Consider the following 17,017-nt stretch of genomic DNA (forward strand, 5'->3'; position numbering starts at 1 on the left):
CGGCTCACGTTCCGGCTTAGCGCTGCCTGCCGTCGACGTTCGCGCTCGTGCAATGTCCAAGCGGCGCTGTCTGGACTGCGACGGCACCGGTAGGGAGTAGGAAGCGCATGAACGATGCCCATGGCAGTCCTGTCGGTCCTCCGGCTGTGCCGGTGTCCATCGGCGGGATGACCCTGTATCCGGTTCCTGAGTCCGTCGCGCGGGCGCGGCGCTGGTTCCGAAAGCTCATTGATCCGGAAGAGCTGACGTGCTCACTGGACGACTGCGTATTGATGATCTCCGAACTGGTCACGAACGCAGTTCTCTACGGGGAAGCGGAGGATCCTTGGCGCGTACGGGTGGAGTGGTGGCGCATCGGCCAGTCGCTGCGCGTGGACGTGCACAACCCAGGCTTCCCGGCCAAGGTGCGGATGCGTCAGCCCCCCGCCAATGACGCACACGGACGAGGACTGTGCCTGGTCAACGCGCTGGCTGACTCGTGGTGCGCCGGTCCCAGTCCCTTCGGCGGTACGCGGGTGTCCTTCTCGATCAACGATGCATGGAAGCCCTGACTCGTCGCGGGGTCCTTCTATTGGCCGGCTCGGGGCGGCCTACTCGCGCAACTGGAGGCGCGGAAGGAGACCCGCGACTCCGCTCGGTAGGCAGAAATCCGTGGATCCTGGCCGATGTCAGATCTAGGCTGACCCGCATGTTCGGTCATGCGAGAACTTCATACGTGTGCCTGCCCTGCCAGGCTTCGTACAAGCAGGCATATCCGACGCCATTCAACGATCAAGAGCGTCGCTGTCCTCGCTGCGCTGATCCACTGATCCATGTGGGCTCTGCCTTTGCCCCGCCTCCGAAGCGGGACAGCGAGGGATGGCGCGTCCTCTCCGTGCTCTTGAACGCCGACATCCGCTTCCACAAGAGCTGCTGCGGTGGCCCCGGCTACCGGCCGCGCACGCTGCGAGAAGTCAAGGAACGATTGGCGTACGCGGAAGCCACCGGCGAGCCGATCGCCACAGCGCTCGTGCGCCGCGAACTGCCCTAGTTCGCCACGAGCGGCGTCGGCCTTCTGATCCCTGCATCAGACAGCATCGCTGTTCAGGAAGTCGGGAAAGCAGACGCCTCAAGCGTCAACTGTGGCGTTCTCCCGAGCTTCCACCGCGATACCCGGTGCTGGAACCCTGTTGGTGTTGCTGCCCTCCTCGGCCACTCGGGCGCATTGCGGGAAGGGCGGGAAGCCGTCCTGTGTGGCTGGGCAGTGCTGCGGCGGCTGGGCTGGTAGTAGATCGGCTCGCTGCCCGAACGCGGGTCGGGCAGCGAGCGGCGGAGTACGCCTTGGCCGCCAGGACCGTGTCCGGCCGGGTGCGCGGACGGGCCTCGTAGCCGAGGCGCGCGCAGGGCGGCCGTCACAGAATCGAGCGCCCCGGGCGCGCTCACCTGTGCGTTGCGTGGCCTCCCGCGGACCCCATGACGGCGCCCGCCGACCGCTGTTGGGTGGCGGCGACTCGGCGCTGCTGCATCGACGTCACCTGCTGCACGACCACGACGGCCAGCACCGCCGACGCCAGAGTCAGGGCGCCTTCGAAGAAGCTCAGCAGGGCGAGCAGGCGGGCCTCGTCGAGGTCCTTGGCCTCGTCCCAGGTCTGCCAGGCCTTGGAGACGTACAGCAGACCGATACTCCCGGCGAACGACAGCCACCATGCGTGCAGCGCGGCGCGTGAGGGCGTTGGCCGCTCGGGCCGGGTGGCGTAGGGCGCGGGGGCGGGCGGCGATGCGCTGGCGGTCCAGACGTCGTTGATGACCTGCTTGGGCACCCACAGGTGAGCCACGGGCACGAACCAGGCGGCCAGCGCCCATCCGCGCCCGAGCCTGTGCGCCTGCGCGTCGAACAGTTCGGCGTTGATCCGTACGCGCCGGAACCAGATGAGCCACAGCACGACGGTCGCGAGCATGATGACGGACCAGATCCCCAGGAACGCCTCCGGCGTGCCCTTCCACGTCAATTGGAGCGCATGGAGCAGGTCGGAAGGGTTCGATCCGGTCAGGTCCGCCGAACTTCGGACGTCGTTCAGTTCACCGACGAGCTTCGCCTCGTAGTTGAGGTCGATGACGGACACGAGCATTCCGGAGCCCAGAAGGATGACCAGCGCATTGGACAGGCCCTTGGGCGATTTCAGCACCGGCCCGCCGGCCGCCGGGCGCGGCAGCGGTGTCGCGGGACCGAACCCCGGCGTCGGCACAGGTCCGTGCATGCCGGGAGCCGGGTGGGACGGGAACGGGAACGCGGGCCCGAACTGGCCTGTCGGGGCGGCCGGTACGTGACCGCCGGGCACCACCATTGGCGGTTGCTCCGTCATGTCGGCATCCAGCAGCCGTGCCGCGTCCCGCCCCAGGTGCGCGGTCAGTCCGGCAGGCAGCCACGCGCCCGCGTCCTGTTCCTGCACGTACGGCTCGGTGAGCTCCCGCAGTTGCGCGACCGTCGGCCGGTCCTCGGCGTTCTTGGCGAGACAGGCGGTGATCAGACGGAGGACGGGGCCCTCGGGAATCGCCGAGAGGTCCGGCTCCTCGTGGGCTATGCGGAAGAGCAGCGCGTGGATGCCGCTCTCGACCCCGCCGAACGGCACTCGCCCGGTCATGGCGTACGCGAGGACCGAGCCGAGGCAGAACACATCGCTCGCCGTGCCGACCCGCTCGCCCCGCACCTGCTCGGGTGACATGAAGCCGGGAGAGCCGATCACCGCACCGGTACGGGTGGCGGGGGCCTCCGCGACCGGTTCCAGGGCGCGGGCGATTCCGAAGTCGATGACGCGCGGACCGTCGAGGGTGATCAGCACATTGGAGGGCTTGAGGTCACGATGGACGAGTCCCGCGCGGTGGATGTCCGCGAGAGCTCCGAGCAGTCCGTTGGCCAGAACGAGCGCGGACCGTTCGGACAGCGGCCCGAAGGTGTCGTCGGACACGACGTCCTGGAGCGACGGCCCGGCGATGTAGCCGGTCGCCACCCATGGCGTGGCGGCGTTCGTGTCGGCGTCGAGCACGGGGGCGGTCCACTGGCCACCCACGCGCCGGGCGGCCTCCACTTCCTGCTGGAACCGCCGCCGGAACTCCGCCTGGCCGGCGAGCTCTCTGTGCACCAGTTTCACCGCGACGGTACGGCCGCCGGCGGACCTGGCCAGATAGACCTGTCCCATGCCTCCGGCACCGAGTCTGCGCAGCAGCCGGTACGCACCGATCGCCCGTGGATCGCCCGGATTCAGGTACTCCATGTGCGGTTGGTCCTCCCCCTGCTGCGATTCGCTCGCGACGCCAGCCAGAAGGATAAGTGCGTTCGCGGACCGGGATGCCCACGGGTGCTTCGCGCGCGGGGCCGTCGACCGAGTCCTCCGCCGGGGCGGTGACACGGCCGACGGCCCCAGGGCGAGGGAAAGGCATCCTGACCTGTGGATACGGTCGGACACGGTCGGAGTGATCATGCATCGCTGGTCTGCTGGGGCCCCGCCGCCGGTGAGTACGTGAAACCGACCACCGAGCCGCTCGTGGGCGTGGACTGGACGGTGTCGCTGCCGGCCACGACCGGGTGACCCGTCACCGCCACGTGCCCGGTGCGCGGAATGCCGAACGTGGCCAGGGCGATCGAGCTGGCCCGGCCCCAGCCCGTGCGGCGGCGGGAGTGTGCGGGGCGCGTACGCGGGCGAGCAGGACGGCGGTGAGCGCGGCAAGTTCGGTGGCATCCGGGGCGCCGCGTTCCACGGTGAACAGCGGTTTGTCCTTCAACTCTCCTCCAGGCGGGCTAGGGCGTGTCCGGCGGAACAGGCCGGCTTCAGGGTGCGGCGTGTTCTCGGTGCAGATGTGCATGCCAAGCCCCGCGGCCCAGGCATGATCCGCCGGACACGCCCTAGACGGGCGGGTTGCCGTGCTTGCGCTCCGGCAGGGGCGCGTGCTTCGCACGCAGCATGGCGAGTGAGCTGATGAGGATCCGGCGGGTGTCGACCGGGTCGATGACGTCGTCCACGAGCCCGCGCTCCGCCGCGTAGTAGGGGTGCATCAGCTCGGAGCGGTACTCCTCGATGAGCCGGGTGCGCGTGGCCTCGGGGTCCGGTGATGCGGCGATCTCGCGGCGGAAGACGACGTTTGCGGCGCCTTCCGCGCCCATCACCGCGATCTCGTTCGATGGCCAGGCGAAGGAGAGATCGGAGCCGATCGAGCGCGAGTCCAGGACGATGTACGCACCGCCATAGGCCTTGCGCAGGATCACCTGGATGCGTGGCACCGTCGCGTTGCAGTACGCGTACAGCAGCTTCGCACCGTGCCGGATGATGCCGCCGTGCTCCTGGTCTCTGCCCGGGAGGAAGCCCGGCACGTCGACCAGCGTGACGATCGGGATGGAGAACGCGTCGCAGGTCTGCACGAAGCGCGCGGCCTTCTCGCTCGCGGAGATGTCGAGCACCCCGGCGTAGGACGACGGCTGGTTGGCCACGATGCCGACGACCTGCCCGTCCAACCGGGCCAGCGCGCACACCACATTGGCGGCCCAGTGTGCGTGCACCTCGGTGTAGTCGCCGTCGTCGGTGATCTCGGTGATCACGTCCTTGACGTCGTAGGACCGGGCGGGGTCGGCCGGTACCAGGTCGAGGAGGGCCTCGGTGCGGCGGTCTGCGGGATCGTCGGTGGGCTCGTGGGGTGGGAGTTCGCGGTTGTTGGAAGGCAGCAGCGACAGCAGGTGGCGTACCTCCTCCAGGCATGACTCCTCGTCATCGTGGACAAATGCTGCCACTCCTGTAGCAGTGGCGTGGATGTCGGCGCCGCCGAGACCGTTGTGGTCGATCTTTTCGCCGGTGACGGCCTGCACCACATCAGGTCCTGTGATGAACATCTGCGAGGTGCCCCGCACCATGAAGACGAAGTCGGTGAGCGCGGGAGAGTAGGCCGCCCCTCCGGCGCAGGGGCCGAGCATCACGCTGATCTGCGGAATCACCCCGGAACAGCGGGCGTTGCGGCGGAAGATACCGCCGTATCCGGCGAGCGCGGTGACGCCTTCCTGGATCCGGGCCCCGGCCCCGTCGCAGAGCGCCACCAAGGGTGCGCCGGCCGACTCGGCCAGATCCATCACCTTGTGGATCTTCTCCGCGTGCGCCTCGCCGAGGGCTCCGCCGAAGATGCGGAAGTCATGGGCATAGACGAAGACCGTACGGCCGTGCACCGTGCCCCAGCCGGTGACGACGCCGTCGGTGTACGGGCGTTTGAACTCCAGGCCGAAGCCGGTGGCCCGGTGCCGCCGCAACGGCTCCACCTCGGTGAATGATCCCGCGTCGAAGAGGAGCGCGATCCGCTCGTGGGCGGTCAGCTTGCCGCGGGCATGCTGGCGCTGGGTGGCTTTCTCGTCCGGGCCGCGCCGTGCCTCCTCGTGGCAGCTGCGTGATTCGGCGGTGCGCGTGGCAAGGTCCGGCCTTTCGGCGAGCTGGGGCAGCGGCGGACCGATGGACGGCTCTGCGGCGAGGGTCATGCCGGGTGCTCCTCGGAAGTGTTAAGGGTGCACATCAGCAACCAGGGAACAGGCCCTCACCTTTACTTCTTCTACAAATGGCGTTCGCGCCGGTCCCTAAGCGGAACGAGCAGAATCGAATGAACCGGTGTCAGGCTACTGCCAACGCAGCACCCTGACACACATTTCCCCTGGTGGGAGGTGTGGGAGCCCGACAAGAATCTCATTCATCGGGAGGCGCCCACCGCAGGGCGCCGACTCAGTGATCGAATTCGGATGAATCTGCAGAAGCTAAATGGGGGTGCTTCTTCATGAAGATCAGGAATATGCACATGAGAATTGCGGCCGTGGCCGCCGCCGCGGTCGTGCTCGGCGGGACGGCCGCCACGACGGTTGCTCAAGCCGCACCGGGGGGCATTGTGGCGACGGTGACGACGAGCGCGGACGATCCGAGCTGGGACAGCCACCTGCTGCTGCCGGAGGACCCCAGCTGGGACTGAATCCACGATTTCGGTAAGCCGGTTTTCACCAGCAAGCCCGCCCTCCTTGAGGGGCGGGCTTGCTGCTGTCTATCCTCACCGCATGCCTCCTACCTCATGTTACCCATGGGTCGTTGGCGGAGACTTAACTCAATGCAGTTGTCTGCGAGGTACCGTTGACGGATTCTTGCACTCGGTCTGCCGGGGGGCGGCCGCGGGACGTACTGGGGGGTAACTCATGCTGGAACTGCTGGGATTGGGGACATACCCGGCAGCGCTCTACCGCACCGTACTGGCCCACCCCGGAGCCTCGGTCGAGGACCTGGTCGAGTACCTGCACTGGCCCATCGAGCGAGTCCGTTCCGCTCTCGACGAATGCGTACGACTGTCGCTGATCAGACCCACCTGGGAGGCTCCGGGAAGTCTGAGACCGGTCCATCCGGATATCGGATTGCAGGCGCTGCTGTTGCGTCAGGAAGCCGAGATTCTGGAGCGGCAGAAACAGTTGGCAGAGGCACGTATCGACGTCGCCCGGCTCGTGGATGAATATTCAGGGAAGCAGCGGGAGTTACGGCACAGCGAGATCGAACGCCTCGACGGCATCGACGAAATCCGGGACCGCATCGAAGAACTCACTCATTCCTGCAAGTCCGCGCTGATGGCGTTTCACCCCGGAGGTGGCCAGTCCGCCTCGAGCCGGGCCGCCGGCCGGCCGCTGAGCGAGGTGCTCGGTGACCGCGGTGTCGTGATGCACACCGTCTATCTGGACAGCATCTACAACGACCCGGAATCCGTGGACTACGCGCGCTGGTTGGTGCGTTCCGGCAACCATGTGCGGACCGCGGCCTCGCTGCCCTGCCGACTGATCATTTTCGACCGGGAGTACGCCATCGTCCCGGTCGACCCGGACGCCTCTGCGTCCGGCGCCCTGGTGTTCCACAGCGCGGGAATCCTCGCCAGCCTCTGTGAACTCTTCGATCACGTGTGGGAGAAGGCCGTCCCGCTCACCGGCGGCAAGCGGGTGCGCCAGCCCGTGGACGAGGAGGAGCTCACCAGCCAGGAGAGTGCCGTTCTGCGGCTGCTCGGTGAGGGGTTCACCGACGAAGTCGTCGCCCGCAAGCTGGGGGTCTCGGTCCGTACGGGACGACGCATCACCGCGGATCTGATGGGGCGACTCGGCGCGAAGAGCCGGTTCCAGGCCGGTATGCGCGCCGTCGAGTCCGGCTGGCTCGGCGAGGAACAGGACGCGGGACAGGACGCGGGACAGGACCGGGAACAGAACGAGGAGCCGGACGGGTCGCCGGAGGGGACAAACGTTCCGGCAGCCACGTAGACGGCCCCGACCTGCTGGAACCGTCCGTATAGAGATGGCATAGCCCCCCGCTTCAACATCGACTCACCGAACGGATGGCCGGAGTCGCACGACTCCGGATCACCACCGATCTCTCAGGGAGTCGACATGACCAAAGTGACCGCAGGCCTGGATGCCGCTCGTAAGCAGGAGATCAAGGAGATCGTCTGCGACATCCTCGAGATCGACGAGGACGAGGTCAGCGAGACCAGCCTGTTCAAGGAGGATCACGACGCGGACTCTCTCCGCGCCATCGAGATCCTCGCTGCCCTGGAGCGCACCCAGCACGTCACGATCGACCAGGCCGAGCTGAGCCGCATGGTCAACCTCACCGGCGTGTACACCGTGGTCGACGAGGCCTCCCGCAACTGACCGGTGCCCCGATGAGTCAGCCAGAGGGTGAGCTTCGATGAACACAGATTTGCCAGCCACGGACGCCGCACCCCGCAGGGTGGTCGTCACCGGTCTCGGCGTCATCACCAGCATCGGCATCGGTATCGAGGCGTTCACCGCCGGACTCCGCGAAGGGCGCGGCGGAGTCAAGCCGATCACCGCGTTCGACACCACCGGATTCGACTACGCCAACGGGTGCGAGGTCACCGACTTCGACCCGGCGCGCTGGATCCACCGGGTGGACCCCGACGAGCTCGGCCGGGCCAGCCAGTTCTCCGTCGCCGCCACACGCATGGCCATCGAGGACGCGGGTCTGACCGTGGACGAGGTGCGGGCCCGCCGTTCCCTGGTGTCCGTGGGCACCACGGACGGCGAGTCCCGCGACCTCGACCAGTTGGTCGAGACCGGCCTGGAGACCGGCCCCGAAGGGTACGACCCGGTGATCGCCGGCCGCGTGCCGGCCGGTCGGCTCTCTTCCGGCATCGTCCGCGAGTTCGCCCTCGAAGACGTCGAGGCCGTGACCATCCCGACCGCCTGCGCGGCGGGCAACTACGCCGTCGGATACGGATACGACGCCCTGCGCAGCGGGGATGTGGACCTCGCCCTGGTCGGCGGCGCGGACGCGCTGTGCCGGAAGACCTTCACCGGCTTCTACCGGCTGGGCACCATTGCCCCGGAGGTCTGCCAGCCCTTCGACAAGGACCGCAAGGGCATCCTCACCGGCGAAGGCGCGGGCATCCTCCTCCTGGAGAGCCTGGACTCCGCGCTCGCCCGCGGCGCCCGGATCTACGCCGAAGTACTGGGCTACGGGCTCGCCTGCGACGCCCTGCACCCGGTCGCCCCCGACCGGGACAGCATCGCCCGTACGATCGAGATCGCCCACCGCAACGCGGGGGTGACTCCCGACCAGATCGACTTCGTCTCCGCGCACGGCACCGGAACCAAGGCCAACGACATCACCGAGGCCGGGGCCATCCGCCAGATTTTCGGCGCCGACACCATGCCGCGGACCGTCTCCATCAAGTCGATGATCGGCCACAGCATGGGGGCCGCCAGCGCGGTCGCCGCCGCGGCCTGCGCCGTTGCCCTCACCGAGGGCCTCATCCCGCCGACCGTCAACCACCACGAGACGGACCCCGAGTGCGGCGTGGACTGCGTCCCGAACGAGGCCCGCACCGCTGAGCTCGACATCGTCCAGAACAACGCCCTGGCCTTCGGCGGCAACAACGCCGTGGTCGTCCTGGGCAGGTACCGTCCGGAGCGCCGCCGGGCCGAGCGGGACCGGAGCGTGGCATGAGCTGGATCGTGACCGGGATGGGTGCGATCGCCAGTATTGGCGCAAGCACCACCGAGATATACGAATCACTGGTCGCCGGCCGCAGCGGTCTGGCCCAGCTCCGCGGCTACGACCGCGCCAAGTTCCGCGCCCAGGTCGCCTACGAGATCGACGACCGGCCGGCGCCGGGCGTCGACGAGCCGCTGCGCGCCACCCGCTGGCTGGAGCAGGCCGTCGCCGCCGCGGCGGCGGACGCCGGGCTCGGCGACGACCTGTCCCGTACTCCGGTACTGGTCGGCACGACCCTGCGCGAACTGCGCTCCGTCGAGCTGTCCTGGCGTGACTCCGTCCCGGTCGAGGTCTCCGATCTGCACTTCGGAACGATGCTGAAGACGCGCTTCGGGGCCGCCGACACGCACACCGTCGCCAATGCCTGTTCGGCCTCGCTCTACACGCTCGCGCTCGCCGCCGACATGCTCGACCTCGGCCACGCGGACACGGTCGTGGTCGCCGGCGTCGACACCATCTCGGAGAGCACGTACGGACTGCTCGACCGCTGCTACCCCGAAGCCCCCGACCGGGTACGGCCCTTCGACCGGGCCCGGCGCGGAATGCTGCAGGGCGAGGGCGCCGTCGCCATCGTGCTGCGCAGGGAGGCGGACGGTCCGGGACCCGGGACCACCGTGCACGCCAGAGTGCGGAGCGTGGCCGTCAACTGCGATGCCCACCACCCCTCCGCGCCCGAGCCGAAGAGCATCACCGCGGTGGTGCGCGAGGCGCACCAGCGGGCCGGGGTCCGCTCCGGCGACATCGACCTGGTGATGCTGCACGGCACCGGCACACCGCTCAACGACGAGGCCGAGTCGGAAGCGCTGGGCGCGGTCTTCGCGGGCGTCGAGCCGTCCCCGTACATGACCGCGATCAAGTCGATGACCGGACACACCGCAGGGGCGTCCGGGCTGCACAGCCTGGTCGCCGCCGTTGATGTGATGCGGCGCGGCAGTGTGCCGCCGGTCGTCGGACTCGACGACCCGGTGGAGTCGGTGGCCGGATTCCGGCTGGTACGCGGTGAGGCCGCGCGACCCGATGAGCCGATGCGGCTCGCGCAGATCGACTCCTTCGGCTTCGGCGGGCTCAACGCCGTCGCGGTCGTCGAGCGGTACGAGACAGCAGGGGAGGGACAGTGAACACCGTACGCATCGTGGTCACCGGACTCGGTGCGGCGGTCCGCGGCCTCGACACCCCCGACGAGCTGCTGAACCCGCCGGCGGCCGGCGGCCCGGGAACGGATCCGGTCGGGCGGCTCACCGGACGCGGGCTGCGCTACCGCGACCGTGCCACCAAGCTGGCCATGGTCGCCGGGCGCGATGCGCTCGCCTCGGCCGGCCTGACCGGCGCGGACGGCGAGCTGACCGTGCCCAGTCAGTCCGTCGGTACCGTGGTCAGCACCAACTTCGGCAACGTCGACACCGTCTGCGAGACGGTCGAGACCATCGCCCGCGACACCTATCTGGGCACCAGCCCCATGCTGCTGCCCGCCACCTCCAGCAATGTGGTCGCCTCCTGGCTCGCCATCACGCACTCACTGCGCGGGGCCAATCTGACGCTGTGCAACGGCCGTACCTCTGGGCTCGATGCGGTCAACTGGGCCCGGCTGCTGGTGGGTTCCGGCCGGGTCGAGCGGGTGCTGGTGGCCGGAGTGGAGCCCGACAACCCCGCGGTGCGCCATCTCGCCCCGGAACAGACCGAGTTCTTCGACGGTGCGGCTGCCCTGGTCGTGGAGTCCGTAGAGTCCGCGGCCTCGCGCGGGGTGCGGCCGCTTGCCGAACTCGGACCCTATGCGCGGCGGGCCGGGCATGCGGGCGCCGTCGCGGACGTACGGGAACAAGATCCCCGCACCATCGGGCTGTGGTGCGTGCCCGAGCACCCCGAAGGCATCGGGGCCCCGGCCCCCACGCTGGGCGCCGGCGCGGCTACGGCCGAGGTGCACGATCTGTCGCAGCTGTTCGGACCCAGCTCGGGCGCGCTCGGCGTGCTGCAGTGCGTGGCCGCCACCGCCTGGCTGGATTCCGCGGACAGCTCCGGGCGGGACGCCGGCTCCGTGGTGCTCGCCACCGCCGGAACCGGCAACGCGGGCCAGGACGACGCCGCGGCCGCACTGATCCTCGCACCGGCGGGGAGCGCGTGATGGACGGTATCCCGGCGGAGCGTGTGACGGACGCCGTTCCGGCGGAGCACGGGACGGGCGGTGTCCCGGTACGGCTGCGCAGGGCCGCGCGCGCCACGGACCGCCGTCCCGTGCGGGTTCTGATGCTCCACGGACTGGCCGGATCCACTGCCGTCTGGCGGCGCTTCACCGAACTGGCCGCCGACGAACTGGAACTGTGGGAGGCCGAACTCCCGTGGGCCGCGGACGGCGACACCCGCTGGAGCCACGAACCGGACCCCGTGGCCCTGGTGGCGCAGGCGCTGGCCGGAGTGCCGGACGGCGTCGATCTGCTGATCGCGCACTCCTTCGCCGCCAACGCCGCCCTTGAGCTGCTCGCCGGCCGTCCGGCCCCGCGGCCGGGCGCCGCGGTGCTGGTGTCTCCGTTCCACCGCAGGTCGCCCGAGCACTTCGACTGGGACACCGCCACTTATTACCTGGGCGGCTTCCAGCGCATTATCGACGAAGGACTGCGGATCGGATCCGACGGCAGGCTTCCCACCGAACTGCGCGCGGCGATGGCCCTGCGGGTACGGGACCGGATCGGCCCGTACGGCTGGATGCGGTTCTTCGACGCTTATCTGCGCAGCCCCTTCCTGGACACCGCCGCCATCGGCCTGCCCGCGCTGGTCGTGACCGGTGAACACGATTTCGCGGCACCGCCCGACGACGCTCGCGCGCTGGCCGGGGCGCTGCCGGACGCCCGGCTGCGGGTGTTCGAGGAGTCCGGGCACTTCCCGATGGCCGAGCAGCCCGAGTTGTTCGCCGAGATCGTGAGCTCTTTCCTTCCCGCCCTCCATTCCTCCTACGTACCGGAGTCGACGTGAGCACGAACAATCCCGCCCTCAGCCTCCAGGAGCCGAGCACCCTGGAGATACGCCCCCGCTACGAGGGCTCCAACATCTGCACCTGGATCGGCTTCAAGCACGTCAACTACCTCGTCGAGGAAGCCGTGCTGAACCATCTGAGACAAGGCGGCCTGCTGCCGGGCACCGTCTATGAGACCTACGGACTGTGCACCGACATCGTCGACATCGACACCCGCATCCTGCACGCCTTCCACATCGACGACGTCGCCGTCGCCGAGGTCCGGCCGCACCGCAGGGCCAAGGACGGCGAGCTGCTGCTCTCCGTGGTGCTGCACGTCCAGCGCGAGACCCTGCTCAAGGCGGTCACCTCCACCGTCCGCGTACAGCTGCGTCTGGACCCGCGCGGTGGTGGCGCCGAGCCGGTGCCCGCGCAGCTGGCACCGTACGCCGTCGCGCAGCTGGCCGCCGTCCCCGGCTGGGAGCCGGAGCTGCCCGCGGTCAACGCGGACTCCGCGGACCTGGTGAAAGAGCTGACGGCGGGGCGCAACGCCTACGCCTGGAGGTTCCGGATCCCGTACTGGTACTGCCACTTCACCGAGCGCATGCAGATGTCCGGCTATCTGCGGCTTATGGAGGAGGCCAAGGACCGGCTCGTCGCCGACCGCGGCGTCTCCATCAAGACACTGCTCGACGAGCAGAACTGGATCCCCGTCGTCCCGCATTCGCGCATCACTGTCCTCGACGAGGCACGGATGGAGGAGGACCTGTACATCGTCTTCACCGTCGAGGACGTTTTCAAGGGCTTCACCTACACCTCGCGGATGGACACCTATGTCGTGCGCGACGGAGCGCTGCTGCAGACCTCGACCGGGCGGATCACCCACGGCTACGCGGTGATCGAGAACCGCCGTGACTGGAGTCTGGTCTCCTTCGACGACCGCATGAACGCGGCACTTGAGGGCCAGTCGGCATGACCAGGGAGGTCGTGGTCACCGGGGTCGGTGCCGTCACCTGCCACGGTGCCGGTGCGGACACGCTGTGGCAGGCCATGAAGGCGGCCGGGGTCCGTCGGCCGGACCGGCCTGCGGACCCACTCGCCCGGATGGAGCTGCCGCTCATCAACCTGGTGCCCGACCCGGATCTGTCGGCGGCGCGCGCCACCCGGTTCGCCGTGGCGGCTGCCAGGGAGGCGCTGACCGACGCGGGCCTCACGGCTTCGCGGGCCGCCGTCGTGATCGGCAGTTGCATGGGCGAGGCGGGACTCAACGAGCGCGGCCGGGGTGGCGAGGAGTGGGTGGCGCCGTTCCGGCTGGCCTCCGAAGTCGCCACGGAACTCGGCCTCGTGGGCGCCGCCCACGATGTCGGCAACGCCTGCTCGGCCGGAGGCTACGCCCTCGGAATGGCGCTGGACATGGTCCGCGCGGGAGAGACCGACGTGGTGCTGGCCGGCGGCTCCGACGCGTACTCCCGGGTTGCGCTCGGCTGTTTCAACCGGCTGGGCGCGGTCGACTCGGCGGGCTGCCGGCCCTTCGAGGCCGACCGGGCCGGCACGGTGTTCGCCGAGGGCGCGGGGATGCTGGTCGTCGAGTCGGCCGAGCACGCACGGGCGCGGGGCGTGGCCCGGCCGCTGACTCTGGCCGGCTCCGGCTGGAGCTGCGACGCGGGCCATGTGACGGCCCCGAATACGGACGGCGAGCAGATTGTACGGGCCATGCGCGAGGCCGTCGGCGGTGATGAGGGTGCCGGACGCATCGGGTGCGTGGTCCCGCACGGGACCGGGACGCGGCTGGGCGACAAGGTGGAGAGCCAGGCCCTGCACAGCGTGTTCGGCGCGCGGACCAGGCGTGTACCGCTCTACAGCCTCAAGGCGCTGCTGGGCCACGCGGGCGGGGCGTCGGCCGCGCTCGGTGCGGTCGCCGCCGCGCTGATCCTGCGGCACGGGCACGTGCCGCGGAACATTCGCCTGGAGCGGCAGGACCCCGGCTGCGCCGTTTGGTTGCCACAGGACGGAGCGGTGCCGCTGCGGGTGGACCGGCGGCGGGTGCTGGTGAACGCGTACGGCTTCGGCGGGAGCAACTCCTCGGTCGTACTGGAAGGAGTGGCGGCATGAACGGGGCGGCGCTTGCCGTGACGGGCGCCGGGGCGGTCCTGCCGCCGCCGGACGCCGGGGACGAGGAGTGGTTCGACCACCGCGAACGGCTCGGGCCGCGTGGCTACAAGTACCTTCCGGCAGCGGCCCAGTACCTGCTGGCCGCCGCGCGCGAGGCGGTCGAGGACGGTGGCCGGCTCGATGGGGTGGCCTGCGACCGCAGGGGCACGGCGCTGGCGCTCAACGGCGGTTTCGCGGAGCTCTTCCACACCATGGACCGGCAGGTCGCGGTGGAGAACGGCGCGGCCGCGCTGTCCCCGGCGACCGCACCGTACTTCGCGGTGAGTCTGCTCGGCTCCCGCCCGGCGGCCGAACTCGGCCTCAAGGGCTTCGCGCTGACCCTGGCGACACCGCGGGTCGCGGCGCTGGAGGCGCTGGAGGCGGGCAGCCGGGCGGTTGCCGCGGGGCGGTGCGATGTGTTGCTGATCGGCGCGGCGGAGCACCGCGTGCCGGGGCCCTTGACGGGGGGCTCCGCCCCCGGCCCCCCGGACGGTCAATCGCCGGACGGGCTTGAAGTGGAACAGGGCTCCGTTGCTTTTGTCCTGGAGCCGCAGGCTGCCGCCGACGCGCGCGGCGCCCGCGTGCACGGGACCGTCCGGGCGCGGTCGCTCTTCGTGCCACCCGGGCGCCCGTTGCCCAGGGACCTCATTGCCGAGGCCCTGGAGCGACTCGGCGCGCCGCCGGCCCTGGACGTCCACTGTGTCCTGGACGACTCCGAGTTCTCCGACCGCATCGCAGATGCGGTGGCAGAAGCGACGGGCACCGGCTCCATCACGACCACGCCCGCCGGGGCCGGAAGCCTCGCGCCCGCCGTCCGGCTGGTGCGGCTGCTCACCGGACCGCCCGGAGCACGGCTGCTCGTCGCCGCCACCCGCGAAGGGCATGCCGCGCTGGCCCTCGTACGCACCGGCTCCGACACGCCCCTTCCGCCCCAGAAACGGGAGATCCACTCATGCTGAAGTCCCTTGAAGGCAGCTGGTGCCTCGTACTCGGCGCCTCCAGCGGAATCGGCCGGGCCATTTGCCTCGGCCTGGCGCGCGAGGGGGTCAATGTCATCGGCGTGCACTTCGACACCGCTGCCCGTACCGATGAGGTCGCGGCGCTCGTCGAAGAGATCCGCGGATACGGCGTCCAGGCGTCGTTCCACAACACGAACGCCGCGGCCCGCCGGTCCCGCGAGCAGATCCTCCCCGAGATCGCCGAACTGACCGGCGCCACCGGCGGGGTACGGATCTTCGTCCACTCCCTTGCCTTCGGCTCCCTCGTACCCTTCCTGCCCCGCGAGGGCTGGGAGAAGCCGATCGCGTCCCGGCAGCTGGAGATGACCCTCGATGTGATGGCGCACAGCCTCGTCTACTGGACCCAGGACCTGACCGAGGCGGGCCTCCTGCGCGGCGGATCCAAGATCTACGCGATGACCAGTGCGGGCGTGGTCCAGTCGCTGCCCAGCTACGGCGCAGTGTCCGCTGCCAAGAGCGCACTGGAGGCACATGTCCGCCAGCTCGCCTGCGAGCTGGCGCCCCGGGGCATCGCCGTCAACGCCATCCGGGCCGGGGTCACGCTGACCCCCGCCCTGCAGGCCATCCCCGAGCACGCCGGCTACGTCGCGCGCATCGCGGAGAACAACCCGCACGGCCGACTGACCCGGCCCGACGACGTGGCCGAGGCGATCGCACTGCTCTCGCGCACCGATTCGTCGTGGATCAGCGGCAACACCATCGGCGTGGACGGCGCCGAACTCCATGCCGCCGCAGGGGCCTGGGGTCCCGACGGCGCCGACCAGAGGGGCGAAAGGCAGTGACCACAGTGACCGGAGACAGTCTCGTCGTGTCGGGGTGGTCCGCCGGATCGCCCTACGGACTCGGCGCCGAGGCCTTCGCCGACGGGGTTCGCGAGAACCGGGACGCGACCAGTGCATCGGGCCAGGGGCCGTACGAACGGGCCGGTACGATCCCGGACTTCGACATCCGGGGGATACTCGGCCGCAAGGGCACCCGCTCCATGGACCGGGCCACCGCCATCGCCGTGGCCACCGCCGGCATGCTGCTTCAGACGGCCGGACCCGGGCTTGCCCAGGACCGTCCGGAGGACATCGGCATGGTGCTGGGCACCGGGCACGGCAGCGTACAGAGCATCATGGACTTCACCCGCGACGCGCTCACCGGGGAGAAGCCCTTCCACGTCGACCCGGCGCTGTTCCCCAACACCGTGATGAACCGGGCGGCCGGGCAGAGCGCCATCTGGCACACCCTGCGCGGTCCCAACACGACCGTCGCGGGCGGCGCGCTCACCGGGCTGCTCGCCCTCAACTACGCTTCCCGGCTGCTGCGGCAGGGCCACTGCGAGGCCGTGCTGTGCGGAGCGGTGGAGGAGTACTCGGCCGAGCGTGCCTGGCTGGAGTACCACGGCAGGCGCGACGAGACACGGCGCTCGGCGGGCCCGCTCGGCGAGGGCTGCGCGCTGTTTCTGCTGGAGCCGCGCCGCCGCGCCGAGTCGTACGGCAGGACACCCGTCGCCACCCTCCTGGGCAGCCGTTTCATCGGCTTCCCGGAGCCGGAGCAGGCCCAGCACGCGGTCGTCAGGGCCGTGACCGAGGCGCTCAAGGAGGCCGACGCCCGGCCGGAGGACGTGGCGCTGATCGTGCCCAGCGACAACGGCGGCAACCTCGGCGGACGCGAAGAGGTCGCGCTGACCGAGGTGTTCGGCCCGTACCGGCCGCCCCGGCTCCGGCTGCGTCGGCTCATCGGCGACGCCTCCGCCGCGGCCGCCGCCTTCCAGGTGGCCGCCGCGCTCTCGGTGGCCGCCCCCGGCGAGCTGGCGCTGGTCACCTCCGTCGCCCCGGACGGGCAGGCGGGCTGCACCCTGCTCCGGCTCGGGCGGACGTGAG

Annotated in this window: 17 protein-coding genes; 14 read left to right on the top strand and 3 right to left on the bottom strand. The window is 70.1% G+C overall.

What is annotated here, in order from left to right; all coding sequences use genetic code 11:
- Positions 1 to 107 precede the first annotated feature (107 nt).
- Both PXH83_RS24675 and PXH83_RS24680 read left to right on the top strand, forming a co-directional pair.
- Positions 108 to 551 carry an ATP-binding protein gene (locus tag PXH83_RS24675; RefSeq protein WP_274563237.1) on the top strand — a complete coding sequence of 148 codons (444 nt, stop codon included), beginning with the start codon at positions 108 to 110 and terminating at the stop codon, positions 549 to 551.
- Positions 552 to 688: 137 nt separating this feature from the next.
- The gene (locus PXH83_RS24680; RefSeq protein WP_274563239.1) at positions 689 to 1,030 is read left to right on the top strand and encodes a deoxyxylulose-5-phosphate synthase; all 342 of its coding nucleotides are present in this window, start codon (positions 689 to 691) and stop codon (positions 1,028 to 1,030) included.
- Between the two features lie 388 nt (positions 1,031 to 1,418).
- Here PXH83_RS24680 and PXH83_RS24685 read toward each other — a convergent pair whose 3' ends face one another.
- From PXH83_RS24685 to PXH83_RS24695, 3 genes are all read right to left on the bottom strand, one after another.
- Complete coding sequence (locus PXH83_RS24685) at positions 1,419 to 3,251, bottom strand: protein kinase domain-containing protein (RefSeq protein ID WP_274563241.1); 1,833 nt, start codon at positions 3,249 to 3,251, stop codon at positions 1,419 to 1,421.
- A 319-nt stretch (positions 3,252 to 3,570) separates the two neighbouring features.
- On the bottom strand, positions 3,571 to 3,840 hold the full coding sequence (locus PXH83_RS24690; RefSeq protein ID WP_274563243.1) for an acyl-CoA carboxylase epsilon subunit: 270 nt from the start codon (positions 3,838 to 3,840) through the stop codon (positions 3,571 to 3,573).
- 40 nt (positions 3,841 to 3,880) lie between these two features.
- A complete protein-coding gene (locus PXH83_RS24695) occupies positions 3,881 to 5,488 on the bottom strand; it encodes an acyl-CoA carboxylase subunit beta (RefSeq protein ID WP_274563245.1) in 1,608 nt (535 codons plus the stop codon).
- A gap of 311 nt (positions 5,489 to 5,799) precedes the next feature.
- Here PXH83_RS24695 and PXH83_RS24700 point away from each other — a divergent pair, with 311 nt between their 5' ends.
- From PXH83_RS24700 to PXH83_RS24755, 12 genes are all read left to right on the top strand, one after another.
- The gene (locus tag PXH83_RS24700; protein ID WP_274563246.1) at positions 5,800 to 5,967 is read left to right on the top strand and encodes a hypothetical protein; all 168 of its coding nucleotides are present in this window, start codon (positions 5,800 to 5,802) and stop codon (positions 5,965 to 5,967) included.
- A gap of 217 nt (positions 5,968 to 6,184) precedes the next feature.
- Positions 6,185 to 7,279, top strand: coding sequence for a LuxR C-terminal-related transcriptional regulator (locus PXH83_RS24705; RefSeq protein WP_274563247.1), 1,095 nt, complete (start codon positions 6,185 to 6,187; stop codon positions 7,277 to 7,279).
- 126 nt (positions 7,280 to 7,405) lie between these two features.
- The gene (locus tag PXH83_RS24710) at positions 7,406 to 7,669 is read left to right on the top strand and encodes an acyl carrier protein (RefSeq protein ID WP_215134347.1); all 264 of its coding nucleotides are present in this window, start codon (positions 7,406 to 7,408) and stop codon (positions 7,667 to 7,669) included.
- 37 nt (positions 7,670 to 7,706) lie between these two features.
- On the top strand, positions 7,707 to 8,987 hold the full coding sequence (locus tag PXH83_RS24715; protein ID WP_274563249.1) for a beta-ketoacyl-[acyl-carrier-protein] synthase family protein: 1,281 nt from the start codon (positions 7,707 to 7,709) through the stop codon (positions 8,985 to 8,987).
- The gene (locus PXH83_RS24720; protein ID WP_274563250.1) at positions 8,984 to 10,153 is read left to right on the top strand and encodes a beta-ketoacyl synthase N-terminal-like domain-containing protein; all 1,170 of its coding nucleotides are present in this window, start codon (positions 8,984 to 8,986) and stop codon (positions 10,151 to 10,153) included. Before PXH83_RS24715 ends, PXH83_RS24720 begins: the two co-directional genes overlap by 4 nt.
- Entirely contained in the window at positions 10,150 to 11,154 is a 1,005-nt protein-coding gene (locus tag PXH83_RS24725) for a beta-ketoacyl synthase N-terminal-like domain-containing protein (RefSeq protein ID WP_274563252.1), read from the top strand. The genes PXH83_RS24720 and PXH83_RS24725 overlap by 4 nt, the downstream gene beginning before the upstream one ends.
- The gene (locus PXH83_RS24730; RefSeq protein WP_274563253.1) at positions 11,154 to 11,999 is read left to right on the top strand and encodes an alpha/beta fold hydrolase; all 846 of its coding nucleotides are present in this window, start codon (positions 11,154 to 11,156) and stop codon (positions 11,997 to 11,999) included. Before PXH83_RS24725 ends, PXH83_RS24730 begins: the two co-directional genes overlap by 1 nt.
- A complete protein-coding gene (locus tag PXH83_RS24735; protein ID WP_274563254.1) occupies positions 11,996 to 12,955 on the top strand; it encodes an acyl-CoA thioesterase family protein in 960 nt (319 codons plus the stop codon). The genes PXH83_RS24730 and PXH83_RS24735 overlap by 4 nt, the downstream gene beginning before the upstream one ends.
- On the top strand, positions 12,952 to 14,091 hold the full coding sequence (locus PXH83_RS24740) for a beta-ketoacyl-[acyl-carrier-protein] synthase family protein (RefSeq protein ID WP_274563255.1): 1,140 nt from the start codon (positions 12,952 to 12,954) through the stop codon (positions 14,089 to 14,091). The genes PXH83_RS24735 and PXH83_RS24740 overlap by 4 nt, the downstream gene beginning before the upstream one ends.
- Entirely contained in the window at positions 14,088 to 15,089 is a 1,002-nt protein-coding gene (locus tag PXH83_RS24745; RefSeq protein WP_274563256.1) for a beta-ketoacyl synthase N-terminal-like domain-containing protein, read from the top strand. The genes PXH83_RS24740 and PXH83_RS24745 overlap by 4 nt, the downstream gene beginning before the upstream one ends.
- Positions 15,083 to 15,931 carry an SDR family NAD(P)-dependent oxidoreductase gene (locus PXH83_RS24750; RefSeq protein ID WP_274563258.1) on the top strand — a complete coding sequence of 283 codons (849 nt, stop codon included), beginning with the start codon at positions 15,083 to 15,085 and terminating at the stop codon, positions 15,929 to 15,931. Before PXH83_RS24745 ends, PXH83_RS24750 begins: the two co-directional genes overlap by 7 nt.
- The gene (locus PXH83_RS24755; protein ID WP_274563260.1) at positions 15,928 to 17,016 is read left to right on the top strand and encodes a beta-ketoacyl synthase N-terminal-like domain-containing protein; all 1,089 of its coding nucleotides are present in this window, start codon (positions 15,928 to 15,930) and stop codon (positions 17,014 to 17,016) included. The genes PXH83_RS24750 and PXH83_RS24755 overlap by 4 nt, the downstream gene beginning before the upstream one ends.
- The last annotated feature ends 1 nt before the right edge of the window (position 17,017 follow it).

This window comes from Streptomyces spiramyceticus (assembly GCF_028807635.1).
Taxonomy (GTDB): Bacteria; Actinomycetota; Actinomycetes; order Streptomycetales; family Streptomycetaceae; genus Streptomyces; species Streptomyces spiramyceticus.

Excerpts from the sequence above, each read along its gene's own strand:
- PXH83_RS24700 (WP_274563246.1), top strand. The coding sequence starts at position 5,800 with ATGAGAATTGCGGCCGTGGCCGCCGCCGCGGTCGTGCTCGGCGGGACG.
- PXH83_RS24705 (WP_274563247.1), top strand. The coding sequence starts at position 6,185 with ATGCTGGAACTGCTGGGATTGGGGACATACCCGGCAGCGCTCTACCGC.
- PXH83_RS24745 (WP_274563256.1), top strand. The coding sequence starts at position 14,088 with ATGAACGGGGCGGCGCTTGCCGTGACGGGCGCCGGGGCGGTCCTGCCG.
- PXH83_RS24720 (WP_274563250.1), top strand. The coding sequence starts at position 8,984 with ATGAGCTGGATCGTGACCGGGATGGGTGCGATCGCCAGTATTGGCGCA.
- PXH83_RS24730 (WP_274563253.1), top strand. The coding sequence starts at position 11,154 with ATGGACGGTATCCCGGCGGAGCGTGTGACGGACGCCGTTCCGGCGGAG.
- PXH83_RS24695 (WP_274563245.1), bottom strand. The coding sequence starts at position 5,488 with ATGACCCTCGCCGCAGAGCCGTCCATCGGTCCGCCGCTGCCCCAGCTC.
- PXH83_RS24740 (WP_274563255.1), top strand. The coding sequence starts at position 12,952 with ATGACCAGGGAGGTCGTGGTCACCGGGGTCGGTGCCGTCACCTGCCAC.
- PXH83_RS24680 (WP_274563239.1), top strand. The coding sequence starts at position 689 with ATGTTCGGTCATGCGAGAACTTCATACGTGTGCCTGCCCTGCCAGGCT.
- PXH83_RS24750 (WP_274563258.1), top strand. The coding sequence starts at position 15,083 with ATGCTGAAGTCCCTTGAAGGCAGCTGGTGCCTCGTACTCGGCGCCTCC.
- PXH83_RS24710 (WP_215134347.1), top strand. The coding sequence starts at position 7,406 with ATGACCAAAGTGACCGCAGGCCTGGATGCCGCTCGTAAGCAGGAGATC.
- PXH83_RS24715 (WP_274563249.1), top strand. The coding sequence starts at position 7,707 with ATGAACACAGATTTGCCAGCCACGGACGCCGCACCCCGCAGGGTGGTC.
- PXH83_RS24690 (WP_274563243.1), bottom strand. The coding sequence starts at position 3,840 with ATGCACATCTGCACCGAGAACACGCCGCACCCTGAAGCCGGCCTGTTC.
- PXH83_RS24685 (WP_274563241.1), bottom strand. The coding sequence starts at position 3,251 with ATGGAGTACCTGAATCCGGGCGATCCACGGGCGATCGGTGCGTACCGG.
- PXH83_RS24675 (WP_274563237.1), top strand. The coding sequence starts at position 108 with ATGAACGATGCCCATGGCAGTCCTGTCGGTCCTCCGGCTGTGCCGGTG.